General features: G+C 43.2%; 15 protein-coding genes. 12 read left to right on the top strand and 3 right to left on the bottom strand.

The window, feature by feature from the left end:
- Nucleotides 1-111: 111 nt before the first annotated feature.
- Nucleotides 112-3,564 (bottom strand): glycoside hydrolase family 2 TIM barrel-domain containing protein, encoded by a 3,453-nt coding sequence (locus tag GT575_RS01590; RefSeq protein ID WP_161171353.1) that lies wholly within the window; start codon nucleotides 3,562-3,564, stop codon nucleotides 112-114.
- A gap of 293 nt (nucleotides 3,565-3,857) precedes the next feature.
- Here GT575_RS01590 and GT575_RS01585 point away from each other — a divergent pair, with 293 nt between their 5' ends.
- The 3 genes from GT575_RS01585 to GT575_RS01575 all read left to right on the top strand — a co-directional run bounded on the left by GT575_RS01585 (nucleotide 3,858) and on the right by GT575_RS01575 (nucleotide 5,664).
- Nucleotides 3,858-4,712, top strand: coding sequence for a helix-turn-helix domain-containing protein (locus GT575_RS01585; RefSeq protein WP_161171352.1), 855 nt, complete (start codon nucleotides 3,858-3,860; stop codon nucleotides 4,710-4,712).
- A gap of 97 nt (nucleotides 4,713-4,809) precedes the next feature.
- Nucleotides 4,810-4,995 carry a hypothetical protein gene (locus GT575_RS01580; RefSeq protein WP_055222235.1) on the top strand — a complete coding sequence of 62 codons (186 nt, stop codon included), beginning with the start codon at nucleotides 4,810-4,812 and terminating at the stop codon, nucleotides 4,993-4,995.
- A gap of 48 nt (nucleotides 4,996-5,043) precedes the next feature.
- Nucleotides 5,044-5,664: a flavodoxin family protein gene (locus GT575_RS01575; RefSeq protein ID WP_015534585.1), complete on the top strand. Its 621-nt coding sequence runs from the start codon at nucleotides 5,044-5,046 to the stop codon at nucleotides 5,662-5,664.
- 321 nt (nucleotides 5,665-5,985) lie between these two features.
- Here GT575_RS01575 and GT575_RS01570 read toward each other — a convergent pair whose 3' ends face one another.
- Nucleotides 5,986-6,327, bottom strand: a complete 342-nt coding sequence (locus tag GT575_RS01570) for a helix-turn-helix domain-containing protein (RefSeq protein WP_022217016.1) — start codon at nucleotides 6,325-6,327, stop codon at nucleotides 5,986-5,988.
- Between the two features lie 360 nt (nucleotides 6,328-6,687).
- Between GT575_RS01570 and GT575_RS01565 the strand changes: the two genes are divergently transcribed.
- Nucleotides 6,688-7,365, top strand: coding sequence for a C39 family peptidase (locus GT575_RS01565; protein ID WP_161171351.1), 678 nt, complete (start codon nucleotides 6,688-6,690; stop codon nucleotides 7,363-7,365).
- A 13-nt stretch (nucleotides 7,366-7,378) separates the two neighbouring features.
- On the top strand, nucleotides 7,379-7,630 hold the full coding sequence (locus GT575_RS01560) for a hypothetical protein (protein WP_055272145.1): 252 nt from the start codon (nucleotides 7,379-7,381) through the stop codon (nucleotides 7,628-7,630).
- A gap of 185 nt (nucleotides 7,631-7,815) precedes the next feature.
- On the opposite strand, the gene GT575_RS01555 is transcribed toward GT575_RS01560, so the two are convergent.
- Entirely contained in the window at nucleotides 7,816-8,706 is an 891-nt protein-coding gene (locus tag GT575_RS01555; RefSeq protein ID WP_015534588.1) for an AraC family transcriptional regulator, read from the bottom strand.
- Nucleotides 8,707-9,117: 411 nt separating this feature from the next.
- On the opposite strand from GT575_RS01555, the gene GT575_RS01550 reads away from it, so the two are divergent.
- From GT575_RS01550 to GT575_RS01520, 7 genes are all read left to right on the top strand, one after another.
- Nucleotides 9,118-10,407: a galactokinase gene (locus tag GT575_RS01550; protein WP_022217013.1), complete on the top strand. Its 1,290-nt coding sequence runs from the start codon at nucleotides 9,118-9,120 to the stop codon at nucleotides 10,405-10,407.
- A 289-nt stretch (nucleotides 10,408-10,696) separates the two neighbouring features.
- On the top strand, nucleotides 10,697-12,205 hold the full coding sequence (galT, locus tag GT575_RS01545; protein ID WP_022217012.1) for a UDP-glucose--hexose-1-phosphate uridylyltransferase: 1,509 nt from the start codon (nucleotides 10,697-10,699) through the stop codon (nucleotides 12,203-12,205).
- A gap of 254 nt (nucleotides 12,206-12,459) precedes the next feature.
- Complete coding sequence (galE, locus tag GT575_RS01540) at nucleotides 12,460-13,476, top strand: UDP-glucose 4-epimerase GalE (protein ID WP_022217011.1); 1,017 nt, start codon at nucleotides 12,460-12,462, stop codon at nucleotides 13,474-13,476.
- A gap of 199 nt (nucleotides 13,477-13,675) precedes the next feature.
- Nucleotides 13,676-14,461 (top strand): glycosyltransferase family A protein, encoded by a 786-nt coding sequence (locus GT575_RS01535; RefSeq protein ID WP_238051026.1) that lies wholly within the window; start codon nucleotides 13,676-13,678, stop codon nucleotides 14,459-14,461.
- Nucleotides 14,458-15,489 (top strand): glycosyltransferase family 2 protein, encoded by a 1,032-nt coding sequence (locus tag GT575_RS01530; RefSeq protein WP_015534592.1) that lies wholly within the window; start codon nucleotides 14,458-14,460, stop codon nucleotides 15,487-15,489. The genes GT575_RS01535 and GT575_RS01530 overlap by 4 nt, the downstream gene beginning before the upstream one ends.
- A 25-nt stretch (nucleotides 15,490-15,514) precedes the next feature.
- Entirely contained in the window at nucleotides 15,515-16,303 is a 789-nt protein-coding gene (locus tag GT575_RS01525; RefSeq protein ID WP_015534593.1) for an ABC transporter permease, read from the top strand.
- A 12-nt stretch (nucleotides 16,304-16,315) separates the two neighbouring features.
- On the top strand, nucleotides 16,316-17,176 hold the full coding sequence (locus tag GT575_RS01520) for an ABC transporter ATP-binding protein (protein ID WP_022217009.1): 861 nt from the start codon (nucleotides 16,316-16,318) through the stop codon (nucleotides 17,174-17,176).
- Nucleotides 17,177-17,220 lie beyond the last annotated feature (44 nt).

The raw sequence follows: 17,220 nt of genomic DNA, 5'->3' as shown, positions 1-17,220 counted from the left end.
GAAAAAGATACAAAATTGTATCTAAATACTCATATAAGCGGAAAAAAGGACAAAGTTTGGAGGCTTTGTCCTTTTTCATGAGATAAACTTAATTTAGCGATAATTTTGTATCTATTTCACATGCATGGTAAATCCAAATTCCCACTCATCCTCGTCAAATCTGTATTTCTCATCAAGCTCGGGGCCGCAGCTGTTGGAGCCGATTCCGTTCTGGCGATAGTCTATGCACAGGACGGACTTGTCACTCTCTGGCAGCTCGTAGTTGTGGGTTGCCACTGTGAGTTCCTCTGCGGTGTAAGGCGAGGCGTTCATTGAAAATGGCACAGCGGATGTCACGGTTATGCTGTGGGCTGTTGTAGCTGCGATCGTTTCGGCTGTCTGCGCATTGCAAATGCTCTGATATGATGAACCGTTGACAAAGTTATTTTTGTCGGAGCTATTCCTGTCAGACTCGTCGCTTGCTCCAGGGGCACTGACCTGAACAAGGCTACAGTCAAAGTGGCTTCCATTTTCCTGTGGCATGATATAGTCCTCGTGCATCTCGTCAATGGATGCAGAAAATGAGCCATGCCAGCTTGCATGGTGCTTGTCTGCGTAGCTTTCATATGGACCCATACCGATATAATTTACATTTCGCATATCTTCTCTCAAAATCATCCTCACGCCAAATCTTGGGAGCGTAGGGAATTCAGCATTTTTCATTACATGCATTTTTGATTTTATAGTTCCTTCAGGTGTTATTATCCATTCAGCGTTTATCCTCAGAACAGGCTGTACCGTTGGTGCTGAGAGGCTTGACGTGCACGATATCACGGCACATCCATCTTTTATAATGCAGCCAGTCTCATATGTCCTCTCGGATATCATGTCATAGTGGGCTCTTAACCACTCGTTCTTTATATTTCTGTCATTGTCCGTAGGTGCGCGCCAGATAGTCTTGTCGCATGGTGCAGATAGAAGTTCCTGACCATCAACCACAATGTCCGTAAAGTTTCCTGTATTCCTGTCAAATATATATTCAAAATTACTTCCGCTGACAACAAATTCTGTGTCGCTTTCCGATACATGAAGATGGGCAGAAGCTGTATCCTGAGTAGTCAGATATTGTTCCGCCAAATTCTGCGCCTTGTCCAAAGACGATGCTTTATCCAGGACCTTGTCTGCGTTCTGTTTTTGTGTGGCAAGTTCTATCTCGTCAAATCCCAACACATCACCTTCCTTGACAAATGCACTGTCACAAGCTGCCTTATATATCACACGGAGAAACATTCTGTGTGTAATAATATCTTTTGTGCAATCGGCGACATCTGAACATTCAACAACACTTGAATAATCGGTAACATCTGAGCTGCCAGAAATGTCAGCATGACTTGCTGCATGTAAGTCTGACAATGACTTCTGTATATTTGTAACAGGGCTCAGGCTGACAGTTACATCGCCGTGAGGTGCCACGGAAGGAACATCAATATTCCCGGATGTAACCACCTGTCCATCACAAGTGACTTCATAGCTCATAGTGAGGTAATCCCTGATATCAGTGAAATCCATGTAGTTGTGCAGCGTCAGAACTCCATTTGCCCCATCATAGTTAGCGATCCTGGCCGGACGGTGGATATTCTTGAATTCAAGAAGCCCTGTGTGTGGTCTGCGGTCCGGATACACCAGACCGTCCATACAGAAGTTGCCGTCGTGGATAGTCTCACCGCTGTCTCCACCATAGGCGTACATATCCTTGCCGTTTGTCGCTTTGCCCCTGTATATGGCGTGGTCGCACCACTCCCATACAAAACCGCCACAGGTGGTCTCATGGCTGTCGAAGAACTGGAAGTAGTCCTCCAGATCTCCAGGGCCGTTGCCCATGGCATGACAATATTCACACAGGATGTAAGGCTTGTCGCCATCACCATCTATATATTCAGCCATCTCGGATATGGATGGATACATTCTGCTGTAGAGATCCAGATTACTGTAATCGTATTTTCTCTTGCCGTCTGTATACTGGGCACTCTCGTAGTGGGTGAGACGGTAGCTGTCATAGGACTTGACCCATGCCAGAGCCTCCTCAAATGTCACGCCGTAAGCACTTTCATTTCCCATGGACCAGATGACCACGCTGGCACGGTTCTTGTCCCTGATGACGCAGCGCCTGATGCGGTCAAGAATGGATTCACAGAATTCAGGATTGTTGGCGATCGGCTCATTCCACCTTGCTGCCTTGTTATCCCAATTATTATCAGAATAGAACAATTCACTTGGACCATGTGCCTCTATGTCAGCCTCGTCTATCACATAGAATCCATATTCGTCGCAGAGATCATAGAAATAAGGAACATTTGGATAATGGCTTGTCCTTATGGCGTTGACATTGTGCCGCTTCATGAGAGACATATCCCTGATGATCTGTTCTCTGCTGATCGTAAAACCGGTCACAGGGTCGGAATCATGTCTGTTCACTCCATGGAACTTGATCGGCATGCCGTTGATGTACACGATCTTATTCTCTATCGTTATCTCCCTGATTCCTATCCTGTCAGTGATGACCTCACCGGCGCATCTTATGATGACAGTGTAGAGATATGGCTTTTCTGCATTCCACAGCACAGGGGAGTCGATCGACAAAGTAATGCTGCTGGAGCTGGCTGCGGTTTTGCCTTCGTCTGCATTGGTATTGGCATCGCTCTGAGCGGAAATTTCACATTTTACACAGCCTGATGAACATATGCTGCCATCGGCGTCCAGAATAGTAACTTCAATATCAACATTTGAATCAGCGCCTTTATCAACCACTGTTTCCGGTTTTGATGAAAAACGGTCTTCAACGCAGGAATATTCTGTAAATGCTGTGAAGTCTATGGTTACATCTGCCTTAGTTGGATCCTTTATATCGTCACAGCTGGTCTTTATGAAATAGTCGTATACAGCACCCTCAGAGCGTTTCAGGATATATACATCCCTGAAAATACCGCTCATGCGGAACTTATCCTGATCCTCAAGATAGCTTCCGTCGCACCATTTGAGGACCAGCACGCAGAGCCTGTTGGAGCCGTTTCTTATGAATCCGGTTATGTCAAATTCACTGGTTGAGTGGGACACCTGGCTGTAGCCAACATACCTGCCGTTGAGCCATACATAGAAACAGGAATCTACACCCTCAAAGTTCAAGTGCGCGAGTGGTGCGTCCTCGTTCTGATCGTAGTCGAAGTCGGTCACATATGCTCCGCATGGGTTGTCCTTTGGAACATAAGGTGGGTCAAATGCAAATGGATACCTGACATTGGTATACTGATGATAGTCGTATCCGTGCATCTGCCATACTGATGGAACCGGAATATCATCGAAACCGGATATATCATATCCCTCACTGTAGAATTCGTCTTGAAGCTTGTAAATGCTGTCGTAGTAGCGGAACTTCCAGGTTCCATTCAGAAACTGTACTCTGTCCGAGAGATCCCTTGCATCAAGGGATGTGCTGTATGCCTTCCCAGCAGGAATATAGTAATTCCTATCCGGCATGGTGTTCTCATGCAGAATATGCAGATTTTCGTAGTGACGCGGAATGATCATAACAATACCTCCTGTGGTTAATTTAATATATAAAACGTTGTATATTCGTCGTTTGTTAGATATATTATAAGATAACGGCACATGAAAAGTCCATACATATAATGAGACAAAATATGCACATTCTAGTTTTATAAGGCGGATACACCGCACCCTGCAAGTCCGCTTGCAGGGTGAAGTCTCTGAACAGACAAAAGAAAAAGTATAAAGCATACAGGATGTGTCTGCACACGCTTCAAAATAGTGTAAAAATAGTGAAATAATAGTGTGATTTGCCATATAGAAAGGAGCCACACATGTATACAAACTCAGCATATCTTCACAACTCACTGCTCGACATAGTGGACAAGAGCAGACCGCTCATAGTCACAAGCTGCGGAACGTACAAGCTGTATACACAGAAAGAGTTTACGACCTACAGACCTAAGGGGCGTAAGGATTATCAGCTCATATATGTGGCGGCGGGAAAGGCATATTTTGAGATAGATGGGCAGGATGTGATCGCCTGTCCCGGAAGCATGGTGATATACAGGCCGAGACAGATGCAACGGTATGTGTATTACGGAGACGAACACACGGAGGTGTTCTGGGTGCATTTTACCGGGGGAGAGGTGAAGCAGACACTCAGGCGATACGGAATAAATGACGATGTGAATATGTTCTATGGTGGAGACCATGCTGAGTACAGAATTTTGTTCAGGCAAATGATACAGGAGCTACAGCTCTGCCGGGATGACTATGAGGAGATGTTGGAATACATATTCAGACAGATGCTTATCTCAGCTCACAGACAGCAGGAGCAGGATGATTCAAAAACCTTTTCGGTCATGGCAGAGGAGATGGACCGTGCGGCGGCATATTTGGGAGAGCATTATAACGAAGAGATAGTGGTGGAAAGTTATGCAAATGAGCATAACATGAGCGTGAGCTGGTTCATACGGAACTTTAGACAGCGCATCGGCACCACGCCCACACAGTACATTATGTCAAAGCGTATAGCCAACGCCCAGATGCTTCTCGAGAGCTCGGACTACAACATGACGGAGATAGCAAAGATAGTTGGATACGATAATCCGCTCTACTTCAGCAGAGTATTCAAGAAGGAAAAGGGTATGTCACCTATGGAGTATAGGAAGTCGCTCAGACATTGACAAATAACTGGAAAAAATTTATCAATAAGTGTATATATAATATAGAAGAAACTGCCATGTGTGTGTGGCGGTGGAAATTAACATGGAGGGATAAAACGTGAGCAGCAATTTATACAAATCAATATTATTTGTAATTTTGGCTATAGTATTTGTGGTGGCTAAGCTGATAAAAAAGTCAGTGTATTCCCTGGGCATGATGGTATTCTGTGTCAGCGTTTTGCTTGTACTGGCGATAATATTTTTAGTCAAATATATAAAAGAAAAGAGAACTGCTGATAAGTAATCGACAGTTACATATAAATAGTGGTGTAAATGATTGGAGGAACTGAATATGAAGGTTTTAATGTTGAATGGAAGCGCGAAGCCGCAGGGCAATACATACCGTGCACTTTACGAGGTAGGCGAGCAGCTCAAGAAAGAGGGAATAGACTATGAGATATTCCAGATCGGAGCAGCTCCACTGAGAGACTGCATAGGCTGTGGACAGTGTACGGAAAAAGGCTGTGTGTTTGATGACGATAAGGTAAATGAGTTCGTTGCCAAGGCAAAGGAAGCAGACGGACTGGTATTTGGAACACCTGTATACTATGCTCATCCAAGCGGACGTGTGCAGTCATTCCTTGACAGAGTATTCTACAGCAGCGGCCGTGCATTTGCATTCAAGCCGGGTGCATCTGTGGCAGTTGCAAGACGTGGCGGAACATCAGCATCATTCGATGTGATGAATAAATACTTTGGAATATCACAGATGCCGGTGGCTGGCTCTACATACTGGAATCTTGTACACGGACGCGTGCCTGGAGAGGCTGAGCTGGATGCGGAGGGTATGCAGACCATGAGGAATCTTGCTAAGAACCTTGCATGGATGCTCAAATGCTTTGAAGCCGGCAAGGCAGCAGGTGTTGCACTCCCTGACACGGAGAGAGGCAACCAGACGAACTTTATAAGATAAATTAGTAAAGATTATAATATCGTGAAGCAAATGACAAAGATTGAGTTTAACCTAAATCAGAACATAGTGTTAATGGTAGAAAGAGAGATTACATATGTAATCTCTTGAACTATAGTCAAGGTATGGAAATGGTAAGTATTCTACTGCTAACACTTTTTAAAATATAAATGCGTTTGATTCAAAGGAGATTTGGTTTGTGTTTGTTATTGCTGATAATGTGGCATCCGACAATGATCTGGTGATTCATGTAATTGCGTTTATATTGTGCTTATGATAAATAGAATATGTCAAAATGATAAGCGAGCTGTGGCCTTGTAAAGATCACAGCTCGTCGTCCGTCTCGATATAATCCGGCCGGTTATTGTTCATGGTTTCCTGACTGGAGATGGTTCTCTGGCGCTTTTCCTGCCGGTAGGCATTAGGCGACATTCCGGTGGTCTTGCGGAAGATCTTGTGGAAAGCCTCGGCGGACTGGTAGCCGCATGAAAATGCAATACTTTCTATAGAAAGCTCAGATATGGTAAGCATATGCTGGGCTTTTGTTATGCGGAAATTCTGCAGGTATTTCACAGGACTCATCCCGGTGTACTGCTTGAACAGGTCGGAGAAATAGCTTCTGTTGATTCCAACGTAGTCAGACAGCTCCTCCACCTTCATTGGCATATAGAGATGTCGTTGTAACTGAACATATTAGCAAAATAATTTGTTGACATCAATATAGATATACTACATTATTGAATTACAAACTAGGTTGATCTGAACTTATATATAATTAAAGAGGGGGATAAAACACAATGAAAAAAATAAGACTAATTCTGGTAATGTTGGCTATTATATGCTCCGTTAATTTTTAAAAAATTACAGTGATTAAAGTTTATGGGGCGGAAGTGCCTGTAGAAAGTTCACAGCAGGCATATGGAAAAGAGGGAAAAAATAAATATAATGGACGAACATCAAACAAAATTAATACAGATAATAATATTTTAATTGGGAAAAGTCAAAAAGAAATCGATAAAATATTAAATGCTAATAAATTCTAATAAATTTGTTGGAGGTAAGAACAATCCGAAAGTTAATTCGGCGATAGAAAATCCTGTAAGTTATTTGAAAAAGAATGTTGGTAAAAAGACAGATGTTTATAGCCTAAAAAGCTCGAAAATATTGCCGGGCATTGGAAATACAAAATGTAATTCTTTAGGAGGAAATAATAATTGTACGTTGACAGCATTTTATAATATATTAAAATATTATAGAACACAGGGATATAATAAAATACCAAAAGATAATAACAAGATGTATGATATAGTAAAAAAGTGCGCGATAGATGTTGGCTATACAAAGAAAAGGGGATTGCCAGTTAATAAAAATAATAACTTGGTGAAAAGGACGTGGCAAAAGGGATTTGGTTATTCTTCAGGCACTGGAAACAGTAACTATATGTGGACATATTCAACTTTGAAGAAACAAATTGACAGTGGAAATCCGTGTATGTTTTCTATTGCAAATGGATACTATTATAATCATACTGTTGCAGTGGTAGGTTATAAGGAATATAAGAATATGAGAACGGGAAAGGTGTATACGTTTTTGGTGGTCCACGATGGCTGGAGTACCACAACAAGATACATAGCAATGAAAAATACTGGTGCGAGCTATGTCGCGTGTCAAACATCGATAAAGGTTCCGTCAAAAAAGAAGTAGAGGAGAAGAAAATATGAATATGGCAATTGTTGTGGCTGCCATCGGAGTTGTGGCAGTCCTTGTATCAATAGTTGGTATAGCGACTAAAAAGATGCCTTTGGTGATTACGGCAATGGCATTATTAGGTATTTGCATAATAGTTACGGGGGTAGAATTGTATAATGCACAAATGTGGCAGGAAATAGCTGTTGTGGCATTTGCTGTAGGGGGATTGTGCGTATGTGCATCTATTATTATGATGATAATTTGGTGGAAAAGAAAGTAGGAATTTGTAATATGTGTCAGCACTTATATTCTGTAATATCACAGATGACGATCACAGGCTCACCATATTGGAGAATTTTGCACACAGACGCCTGCTGATTTTTAGAAGAATATGCTGATGGCATTGATTTACTTTTGGTTAGCATACAGTAATAATGTCTGGTGCCTTTGCCACTGGAGATAATTTTAAAAATCATCATCTGTATCAATATAATCCGGCCGGTTGTTGTTCATGGTCTCCTGGCTGGAGATGGTTCTCTGGCGTTTCTCCTGCCGGTAGGCATTAGGCGACATGCCAGTGGTCTTGCGGAAAATCTTGTGGAAAGCCTCGGCGGACTGGTAGCCGCATGAAAATGCAATACTTTCTATAGAAAGCTCAGATATGGTAAGCATATGCTGGGCTTTTGTTATGCGGAAATTCTGCAGGTATTTCACAGGACTCATCCCGGTGTACTGCTTGAACAGGTCAGAGAAATAGCTTCTGTTGATGCCTACGTAATCCGACAGCTCCTCCACCTTCATAGGCATACTGTAGTGGTTCTGAATGTAGGAGATGGCGTGGTTTACGTAGGCATTTCCCGATGGAGTCTCCAGCTTGTCTTTCTGTGCATTTGCGATGACAGACAGAGCGAGGTAGAGCATGCCCATGAGCCTGAAGTGATCTGCGTGATCCGAGGTGTTGTGAGCAAGCATATCAAATACGTACTTTTTCAGTTTGTCGCCATCCTCGCAGGTGAATATAGGCTGGTTCTGTGTCAGACCAATACTGCTCAGCGTGTCCTGGGCACATCTGCCAGAGAATCCGAACCAGACATACCTCCATGGATGGTGTTCGTCTGATATATATGTGGCAGGGGTGTCCGGCTCAATCAGAAATCCCTGACCCTTTTTCAGATGATAGTGTGCGTTCCCTACATAGAAGTCGCCCTCTCCCTCCAGCACGAAATGTATGAGGTAGAAGGTCTTGACCGCAGGACCTGCCTTATGAAGAGGCTCGGTTATTGAGTGACCGAACACGTTCAGGTAGAGGTCTGTGTCATTTTCCTGAGGGAATTCCATTACGATCTTATTTTCCATTTTACAAACTCCGCATTTTCTTAATAAAGTAACTTCATAAATTGATCTGATAATCTTCAGGAGATTTTGGCAAAGCCCATATACAGATTCTCGTACTGTTCTAAATTTATAAGATCTGAACGTTTCTGTAATGAAGGCATATGAACTCGTTCTCTCATTATATAAGAGTATAACATACATTCAACCGGATTATCCATACAATAATATGTTCCGCCAGAAAAAACAATCTAACAAATGGACATATATTTGCAACGCTATGCCATGTTCAAAATCTGTATATTGTTATAGAATTATATTCACAAAGCAAGAAGCGCAACGGCGTAGCGCAGAAAATGTGCGCAATATGGACAACAAAATAACGGACATTAAGAAAAAAATATAAAAAGATGGAGAAAGGTGGAGTTACAGTCAATGAAGAAAATCGCAGAATTAAAGGAAATTATCGCAGGTGGAGAGTTTGACGAGAAGCTTGCACAGATCTATCTCGACAAGGATATGATCCCATACAACAGGGAAAGATATGTAAAAGCTCTTGATAAATTTACAGAGTTATTCGGAGATCAGGAGGTTGCTATCTACAGCGCTCCCGGAAGAAGCGAGGTGTGTGGAAACCATACAGACCATCAGAACGGACATGTACTTGCTACATCGATCAACCTTGATGCCATAGCAATTGTGGCACCTAGAGAGGACGGCGTGATCGAGCTTGTGTCAGACGATATGCCAAAGGAAGTTATCAATGTAAATGATATCGAGCAGGATCCTGCACTTGAGGGAACAACAACAGCGCTTATCAAGGGCGTTGTTGCAGGGATCAGAGACTACGGATTCAAGGTAGGCGGTTTCACAGCATTTGTGACAAGCGATGTGCTCATGGGAGCTGGAATGTCATCATCAGCAGCATTTGAGAGTCTTATAGGAACTATCCTTTCAGGCCTCTACAATGACATGAAGGTTTCATCAGTTGATGTTGCAAAGATAGGACAGTACGCAGAGAACGTATACTTCGGCAAGCCATGCGGACTTATGGATCAGATGGCATGTGCAGTCGGAGGACTTATATATATCGATTTCTTTGACAAGGCAAATCCTGTCATCAAGCAGGTTCCGGTTGACTTTGAGGCTCATCAGTACAGCCTGTGTATCGTTGACACAAAGGGTTCACATGCAGATCTCACAGACGACTATGCAGCGATCCCTGTAGAGATGAAGCAGGTAGCAAATTACTTCGGAGAGGAGCTCCTCAGCAGAGTTTCAGAGGAGGACTTCATCAGTAAGGTTGGCGAGATGAGAGCAAGCGGCAAGGTGAATGACAGAGCAGTCCTTCGCGCACTCCACTTCTACACAGAGCAGGACAGAGTTGCAGAGGGTGTTGCAGCACTTGAGAATCAGGAATTTGACCATTTCCTCGATGTTATAAAGAGAAGCGGAGATTCATCATTCAAGCTTCTTCAGAATATATACAGCGCAAAGGATCCACTCACACAGAATGTATCAATAGCACTTGGCTTCTCGGAGAAGTTCATCGGCAAGAACGGTGTGTGCAGAGTACACGGCGGCGGATTTGCCGGAACAATCCAGGCATTTGTCAAGAATGCGGCTGTTGCTGAGTACAAGAAGAACATCGAGTCGATCTTCGGAGAGGGCGCATGCCACGTCCTCAAGGTAAGACCTTACGGCGGAATCAAGGTAGTTGAATAGATATTTGCGAAACATGACAGTGTATAGTGTTTGAGGCAATTTAACATACCAATCAGGGGTCGTTTCCACTTAACTCAGCCTGCAGCGCATGTAACAGCTGGCTTGCCAGCTGTTGCGGGTAATAGTCAATGCTGATTTTTTAGCATTGACTATTACCTAAGGACCGGCGGCCTCGTATTCCCCTGATTTGGTAATGTTAAATTACCTCAAACATAATACAGGTTTATGGGTTTCGCAAATATCTGTGCGTGAAAAAATATAAGGATATGTAGAAAGAAGGGTTACAACCATGATAGATACAAATATCAAGCAGCTCGTTGAGTACGGAATTGCAAATGAGCTGATAGAGGAAGAGGATAGAATATATACGACCAACACCATCCTCGAGATGCTGAAGAAGGACAGCTACGAGGAGCCGGGTGAGGTGCCAGCTATAGATACACCGGAAAAACTTGAGGAGTGTCTCAAGGGTATCCTGGATTACGCAGTTGAGAACGGACTTATCGCAGAGGATTCAGTTGTTCTCAGAGACCTGTTCGATACGAAGATCATGAACGCACTGGTTCCAAAGCCAAGCCAGATCATAAAGACATTCAGAGAGAAGTATGCAAAGTCCCCAGAGGAGGCGACAGACTTCTATTATAAGCTCAGCAGAGCAACAGATTATATAAGAACATACAGAGTTGCAAGGGACATCAAGTGGGTAAAGCCTACAGAGTATGGTGATATCGACATCACCATCAACCTTTCAAAGCCTGAGAAGGATCCGAAGATGATTGCCCTTGCTAAGACCATGTCACAGTCATCATATCCAAAGTGCCAGCTGTGTATGGAGAACGAGGGATATGCGGGAAGGATCAACCATCCAGCAAGAGAGAATCACAGGATCATTCCTATAGAGGTAAATGGCAGCAAGTGGGGATTCCAGTATTCTCCATATGTATACTACAATGAGCACTGTATCGTGTTCAACGGACAGCACATCCCTATGAAGATAGAAAAGGCTACATTCCAGAAACTCTTTTCATTTGTTGGACAGTTCCCACATTACTTCCTGGGATCAAATGCAGACCTTCCTATAGTAGGTGGATCTATCCTCACACACGATCACTTCCAGGGCGGACGTTATACATTTGCCATGACAAAGGCACCTGTTGAGACAAAGATTACATTTGCAGGACATGAGGATGTTGAGGCAGGAATCGTGAAGTGGCCTATGTCAGTCATTAGACTTGACGGAGAGGATCCAGACAAGATCATAGAGCTTGCCGACAAGATTCTCGGCGCATGGAGAGGCTACACAGATGAGGATGCGTACATATTCGCGGAGACAGACGGAGAGCCTCACAACACGATCACTCCGATCGCAAGAATGAGAGATGGCAAGTACGAGATGGACTTAGTCCTTCGTAACAACATCACCACAGAGGAGCATCCACTTGGTCTCTATCATCCATGGGAGCAGTATCACAACATCAAGAAGGAGAACATCGGACTCATCGAGGTTATGGGACTTGCGGTGCTTCCTGCAAGACTCAAGGGCGAGATGGAAGAGCTTGCAGAGGTTCTTGTGGCAGGTGGAGACATCAAGGCCCACGAGAATATAGCAAAGCATTACGACTGGGTACAGACTTTCATTGGAAAGTACGATATAAATGCGGATAACGTACACAAGATACTTCGGGATGAGATCGGCGATGTATTCGCAAAGATCCTTGAGTGTGCAGGCGTTTACAAGAGAGATGAGGCCGGAAAGGCTGCATTCCTCAAGTTCGTAGATTATGTGAATGCACAGTAATATAGTGTGCACTAAAAATGCAATAATATATGTGTATCTGTGACAGACGTATTCCATAACTAATATTTATTAATGCCACATTTTATTGTGCATAACAGGATGTAGTGGTATAGTGTTGGAGAAAACGTCATTGCAAAATAAAAATGTTTATAAACTGGTGATCGACATTTGCGCAAGACATTAACAGTGCCCCAAAAAGCACAGGTGTCCGGCAGATGGTTATGAGTCACAGTATCATAAAGGAGGAAAACATTATGAAGATTTTAGTAACAGGCGGAGCAGGTTATATAGGAAGTCATACATGTGTTGAGCTGCTTAATGCAGGCTACGAGGTAGTAATTCTCGACAACCTTTACAATGCCAGCGAGAAGGCAGTCGACAGAATCAAGGAGATAACAGGAAAGGATCTCACATTCTACAAGGCAGATATCCTTGACAAGGAAGCTATGGACAAGATATTTGCAGATGAGAAGCCTGACTGTGTAATACATTTTGCAGGACTCAAGGCAGTTGGTGAATCAGTTGTAAAGCCACTTGAGTACTATCAGAACAACATCACAGGAACTCTTAATCTGTGCGAGGTTATGAGAAAGAACGGATGCAAGAACATCATCTTCTCATCATCAGCTACAGTATACGGCAATCCTGCATTTATCCCTATCACGGAGGAGTGCCCAAAGGGAACACCTACGAACCCATATGGCTGGACAAAGTGGATGATCGAGCAGATTCTCACAGACCTCCACACAGCAGATCCAGAGTGGAATGTAATTCTTCTCCGTTACTTCAACCCAATCGGAGCTCATAAGAGCGGACTTATCGGAGAGGATCCAAAGGGTATTCCTAACAACCTTCTTCCATATGTTGCACAGGTTGCAATCGGAAAGCTTCAGAGCGTTGGCGTATTTGGCAATGATTACGACACACCGGATGGAACAGGTGTGAGAGATTACATCCATGTAGTAGACCTTGCAGTTGGACATGTAAAGGCTATCAACAAGATCAAGGAGAATCCTGGAGTTAAGGTATACAACCTTGGAACAGGAAATGGTTACAGTGTCCTTGATGTTATCAAGGCGTTCAGCAAGGCCTGTGGACATGACGTTCCATATGTGATCAAGGAGAGACGTCCTGGAGATATTGCAACATGCTACTCAGACGCTTCACTTGCCAAGAAGGAGCTTGGCTGGGAGGCTCAGTACGGAATCGACGAGATGTGTGCTGATTCATGGAAGTGGCAGTCGATGAATCCAAATGGATATAATGACTAATTCCAAAATATAAATAACATAAAGCGGCAGAGCACCGACAAATACTATATATAATCAGATGTAGATTTGCCGGTGCTCTTTTCTATGTATTGACTTTTTAAAAGAGACGTTGTATAAGTAAGTAAACTACGCTTTCTGCGGTCTTTGTTAATTATGCCCTTTTTTAGGGCTTTATCAGATAGAAATGGGTGTTTGACATATGAGACTAGAAATACTGCTTTCGTGTATGAACCTTCAGGATGAGGATATCATAACGAAATCCCATATAGAGTCCGACACGATCATAGTCAACCAGTGTGGATATGATGGGTACAATGAATATGACAGGAACGGACATAAGACAAGAATTTTTTCGGTGAATGACAAGGGTCTTACCAAGAGCAGGAACTATGCTATAAAGCATTCCGAGGCGGATGTGTGTCTGCTGTGTGATGACGATGAGGTGTTCAGCAGGAATTACGAAGAAGGGATACTGACTGCGTACAGAGATCTGCCAGAGGCGGATGTCATCATATTCAACATAGGCAACAGACCTGCCCATTGGGGCGACATGCCTAAGAAGCTTGGATATCTGGATCTCATGCATGTGGCATCCTGGCAGATATCATTCAAGAGAGAGAGCATAGTCAATAATAATGTATATTTTGATGAGCACATGGGTGCGGGCTCGGGCAACGGAGCTGAAGAGGAATTCAGATTCCTCACGGATTGCAGGAAGAACGGACTTGCAATATATTATGTACCATTTGTCATAGCGGATGTTGCGCAGACAAAGTCAACATGGTTTAAGGGGTATAACGAAGAATTTTTCATAAACAGAGGTAATACGACAAGATACATCATGGGTTATGTACCGGCGGTATTGTACGCAGCGTATTACAGCATAAGGAAGAGACATCAGTTTGACAGTGATATATCATGGTTTAAGGCCTTCAGACTTATTATGAAGGGAATACATGAGAACAGGTTAGGGAAGAAGAAATGAGTGAAAAAATATTAAGTGTGATAATTCCGTCTTACAACAGCAAGCCATATCTTGACAAATGTCTTGGATCACTTGTTGTTCCGGAGCTTATGGACAAAATAGACGTGATAGTGGTAAACGATGGCTCGACAGACGGCAGTGAGAGTATATGTGAGGAGTACATTGAGAAGTATCCTGACAGCTATTCACTTATTAATAAGGAGAACGGAGGACATGGCTCAGCGATAAATGCCGGAGCTGAGAAGGCCAGGGGCAGATACATGAAGGTGCTTGACGCCGACGACTGGTTTCTCACAGAGAGTATTCCTGAGTTTATAGGAAAGCTCGAGAATGCCAGTGCGGATGTTGTTCTGACATGTCACCACACCATCAATATAACAACAGGGGAGATAAAGAACTGGAGATGTTTCCCTGATGAATTCGACAGAGAATATACTATGGAAGAGGTCATGTCAGACTGGAAAAAATTTGACAGAAGCCTCACATTCCATGGAATAACATATAGAACACAGTTTTACCGTGAGAATGGAGTCAGACTTGCAGAAAAAGTATTCTACGAGGATCACGAATATGCGACATATCCATGCTGCTTGGCAAAAACCATACTGCCACTCGATATGTTCGTGTACGAGTACAGGATCGGGGATGTGTCCCAGAGCGTATCCGCGCAGAATCAGTTCAAGAGAATCGACCATACCAAGATGGTCATAGTAAAGATGCTCAAGAACAGAGAGGACATCTCGGAGCAGTGGGCTCTTGAATACTGCGACAAGAAGATACATCTTCTTCTGCTGAGCTTCATGGTAACTTCCATGCTATGCGATTCCGACAGAAAGAGAGGTGTTGCACGGGTAGATCAGCTTATGAGTTATATAGTCAAGAGAGACAGACACGTCGTTGATATGACATTGAAGCATTATAAGATACTTAAGCTTCTGAATGCTGCGCATGTGGGTCTGGAAGGCTACAACAAAATGCTTAATTCAAAGCTTTACAACAAGGTAAGGCACAATAAGAGTTTTGAATAGATTTACTATGGAGGATTAACGAAAAATGAAAGTAAAAAGCGGAAGCTTTTTAGAAGTTTTTAATTATAAAGATCTTTTAAATCAGCTTGTTTCAAGAGATATAAAGTTAAAGTATAGAAGAAGTTTTCTTGGATATGTGTGGAGTATCCTGAACCCATTGCTCATCATGATCGTAATGGTTATCGTATTCTCCAAGATGTTCAACAGATCGATACCACACTTCCCTGTGTACCTTTTTGCAGGACGTATACTGTACGAATTTGTAATAGGTGCATGTGGTAAGGCACTTGGAAGTATAACAGATAATTCGTCACTGCTTAAGAAAACGTATGTGTCAAAGTTTATGTTCCCGCTGGCAAAGATCACAAGCTCACTTGTTGACTGCCTGTTTTCACTGGGAGCGTTTCTTATCGTTATCATATTCACACGTTCACCATTTTACTGGACGATGCTGTTGTTCCCATTCATATTCCTTCAGGCCTATATATTTGCCTGCGGATTGGGCTTTTTTCTTGCACAGCTCCATGTATTCTTCAGAGATACAAGATATATATGGAATGCGGTCACCACAGCGTGGATGTACTGTTCAGCGATATTCTATCCTATAGATATGCTGCCAGACTGGTTGAAGTTACTTGTGAATTACTTCAACCCACTGTATGTATATATCAAGCAGTTTAGATGCATAGCGCATCAGGGAGTGATGCCTGATCTCACTACTATCGGTCTCGGATTCCTCTATGCATTCTTTTTCTTTGGACTGGGAGTGCTGTGTTTCAAGAAGAATCAGGACAAGTTCATTCTGTATATTTAGGAGGTGTGGCAGTTGGCTAACGTAGAAGAGAAAAAGAACGAACTTGATGATAAGAAGATTTTCACCTCAAATGCACAGCGTACAACAACTGTGGCAAAGGGTGAGACCATTATAGAGCTCAAGGATGTGACCATAAGATTCAACAAGAACAATCTGAAGGTGGACAATCTGAAAGAGTATTTTATAAGACTTGTGACAAAACAGTTGATGTTCCAGGAGTTCATAGCGTTAAAGGACATCAATCTTGATATAAAGAAGGGCGAGGCGTGGGGCTTCCTTGGAACCAATGGTGCCGGAAAATCCACCCTGCTCAAGGTAGTCAGCAGAATATTGAAGCCTGCCAGCGGTACTGTTAAGGTATCGGGAACTGTGGCAGCCCTCATAGAGCTTGGAGCCGGAATCGATCCACAGCTCACGGCCCGTGAGAATATATTTCTCAACGGAACTCTGCTGGGATATTCAAAGGCATTTATAGAGTCAAAGTTTGACGATATAGTTGAGTTTTCAGAGTTGCAGGATTTCCTTGACTCTCCGGTCAAGAACTTTTCTTCAGGTATGAAGACCAGACTTGCATTTTCCATAGCGACGGCGGTTGAGCCGGATATTCTCATTGCGGATGAGATACTTGCTGTAGGTGATATGCGATTCAAGAAGAAGTGTGCGGCCAAGATGACTGCCATGCTGGAGGATGGAACGACCCTGCTGTATGTATCCCACAACATAGCTGCTGTCAAGAAGCAGTGTAACAAGGCTATGTGGCTGGATCATGGAAATGTAGTTATGGTGGGAGATGCCGATACGGTATGCGATGCATTCAAGGCCGAGATGGATGCACCTGCACCGGCAAAGGCCCAGAGCAAGGACAAGAAATAACAAGAAATCAGGCAAGATGTTTGATATACAACACAGGAGGATTG

The sequence above is a fragment of the Coprococcus sp. BIOML-A2 genome, assembly GCF_009875795.1.
Classification (GTDB): Bacteria; Bacillota; Clostridia; order Lachnospirales; family Lachnospiraceae; genus Coprococcus; species Coprococcus aceti.
The sequence above is the reverse complement of the archived record's forward strand: the minus strand, read 5'-3'. Positions and strand labels throughout refer to the sequence as shown.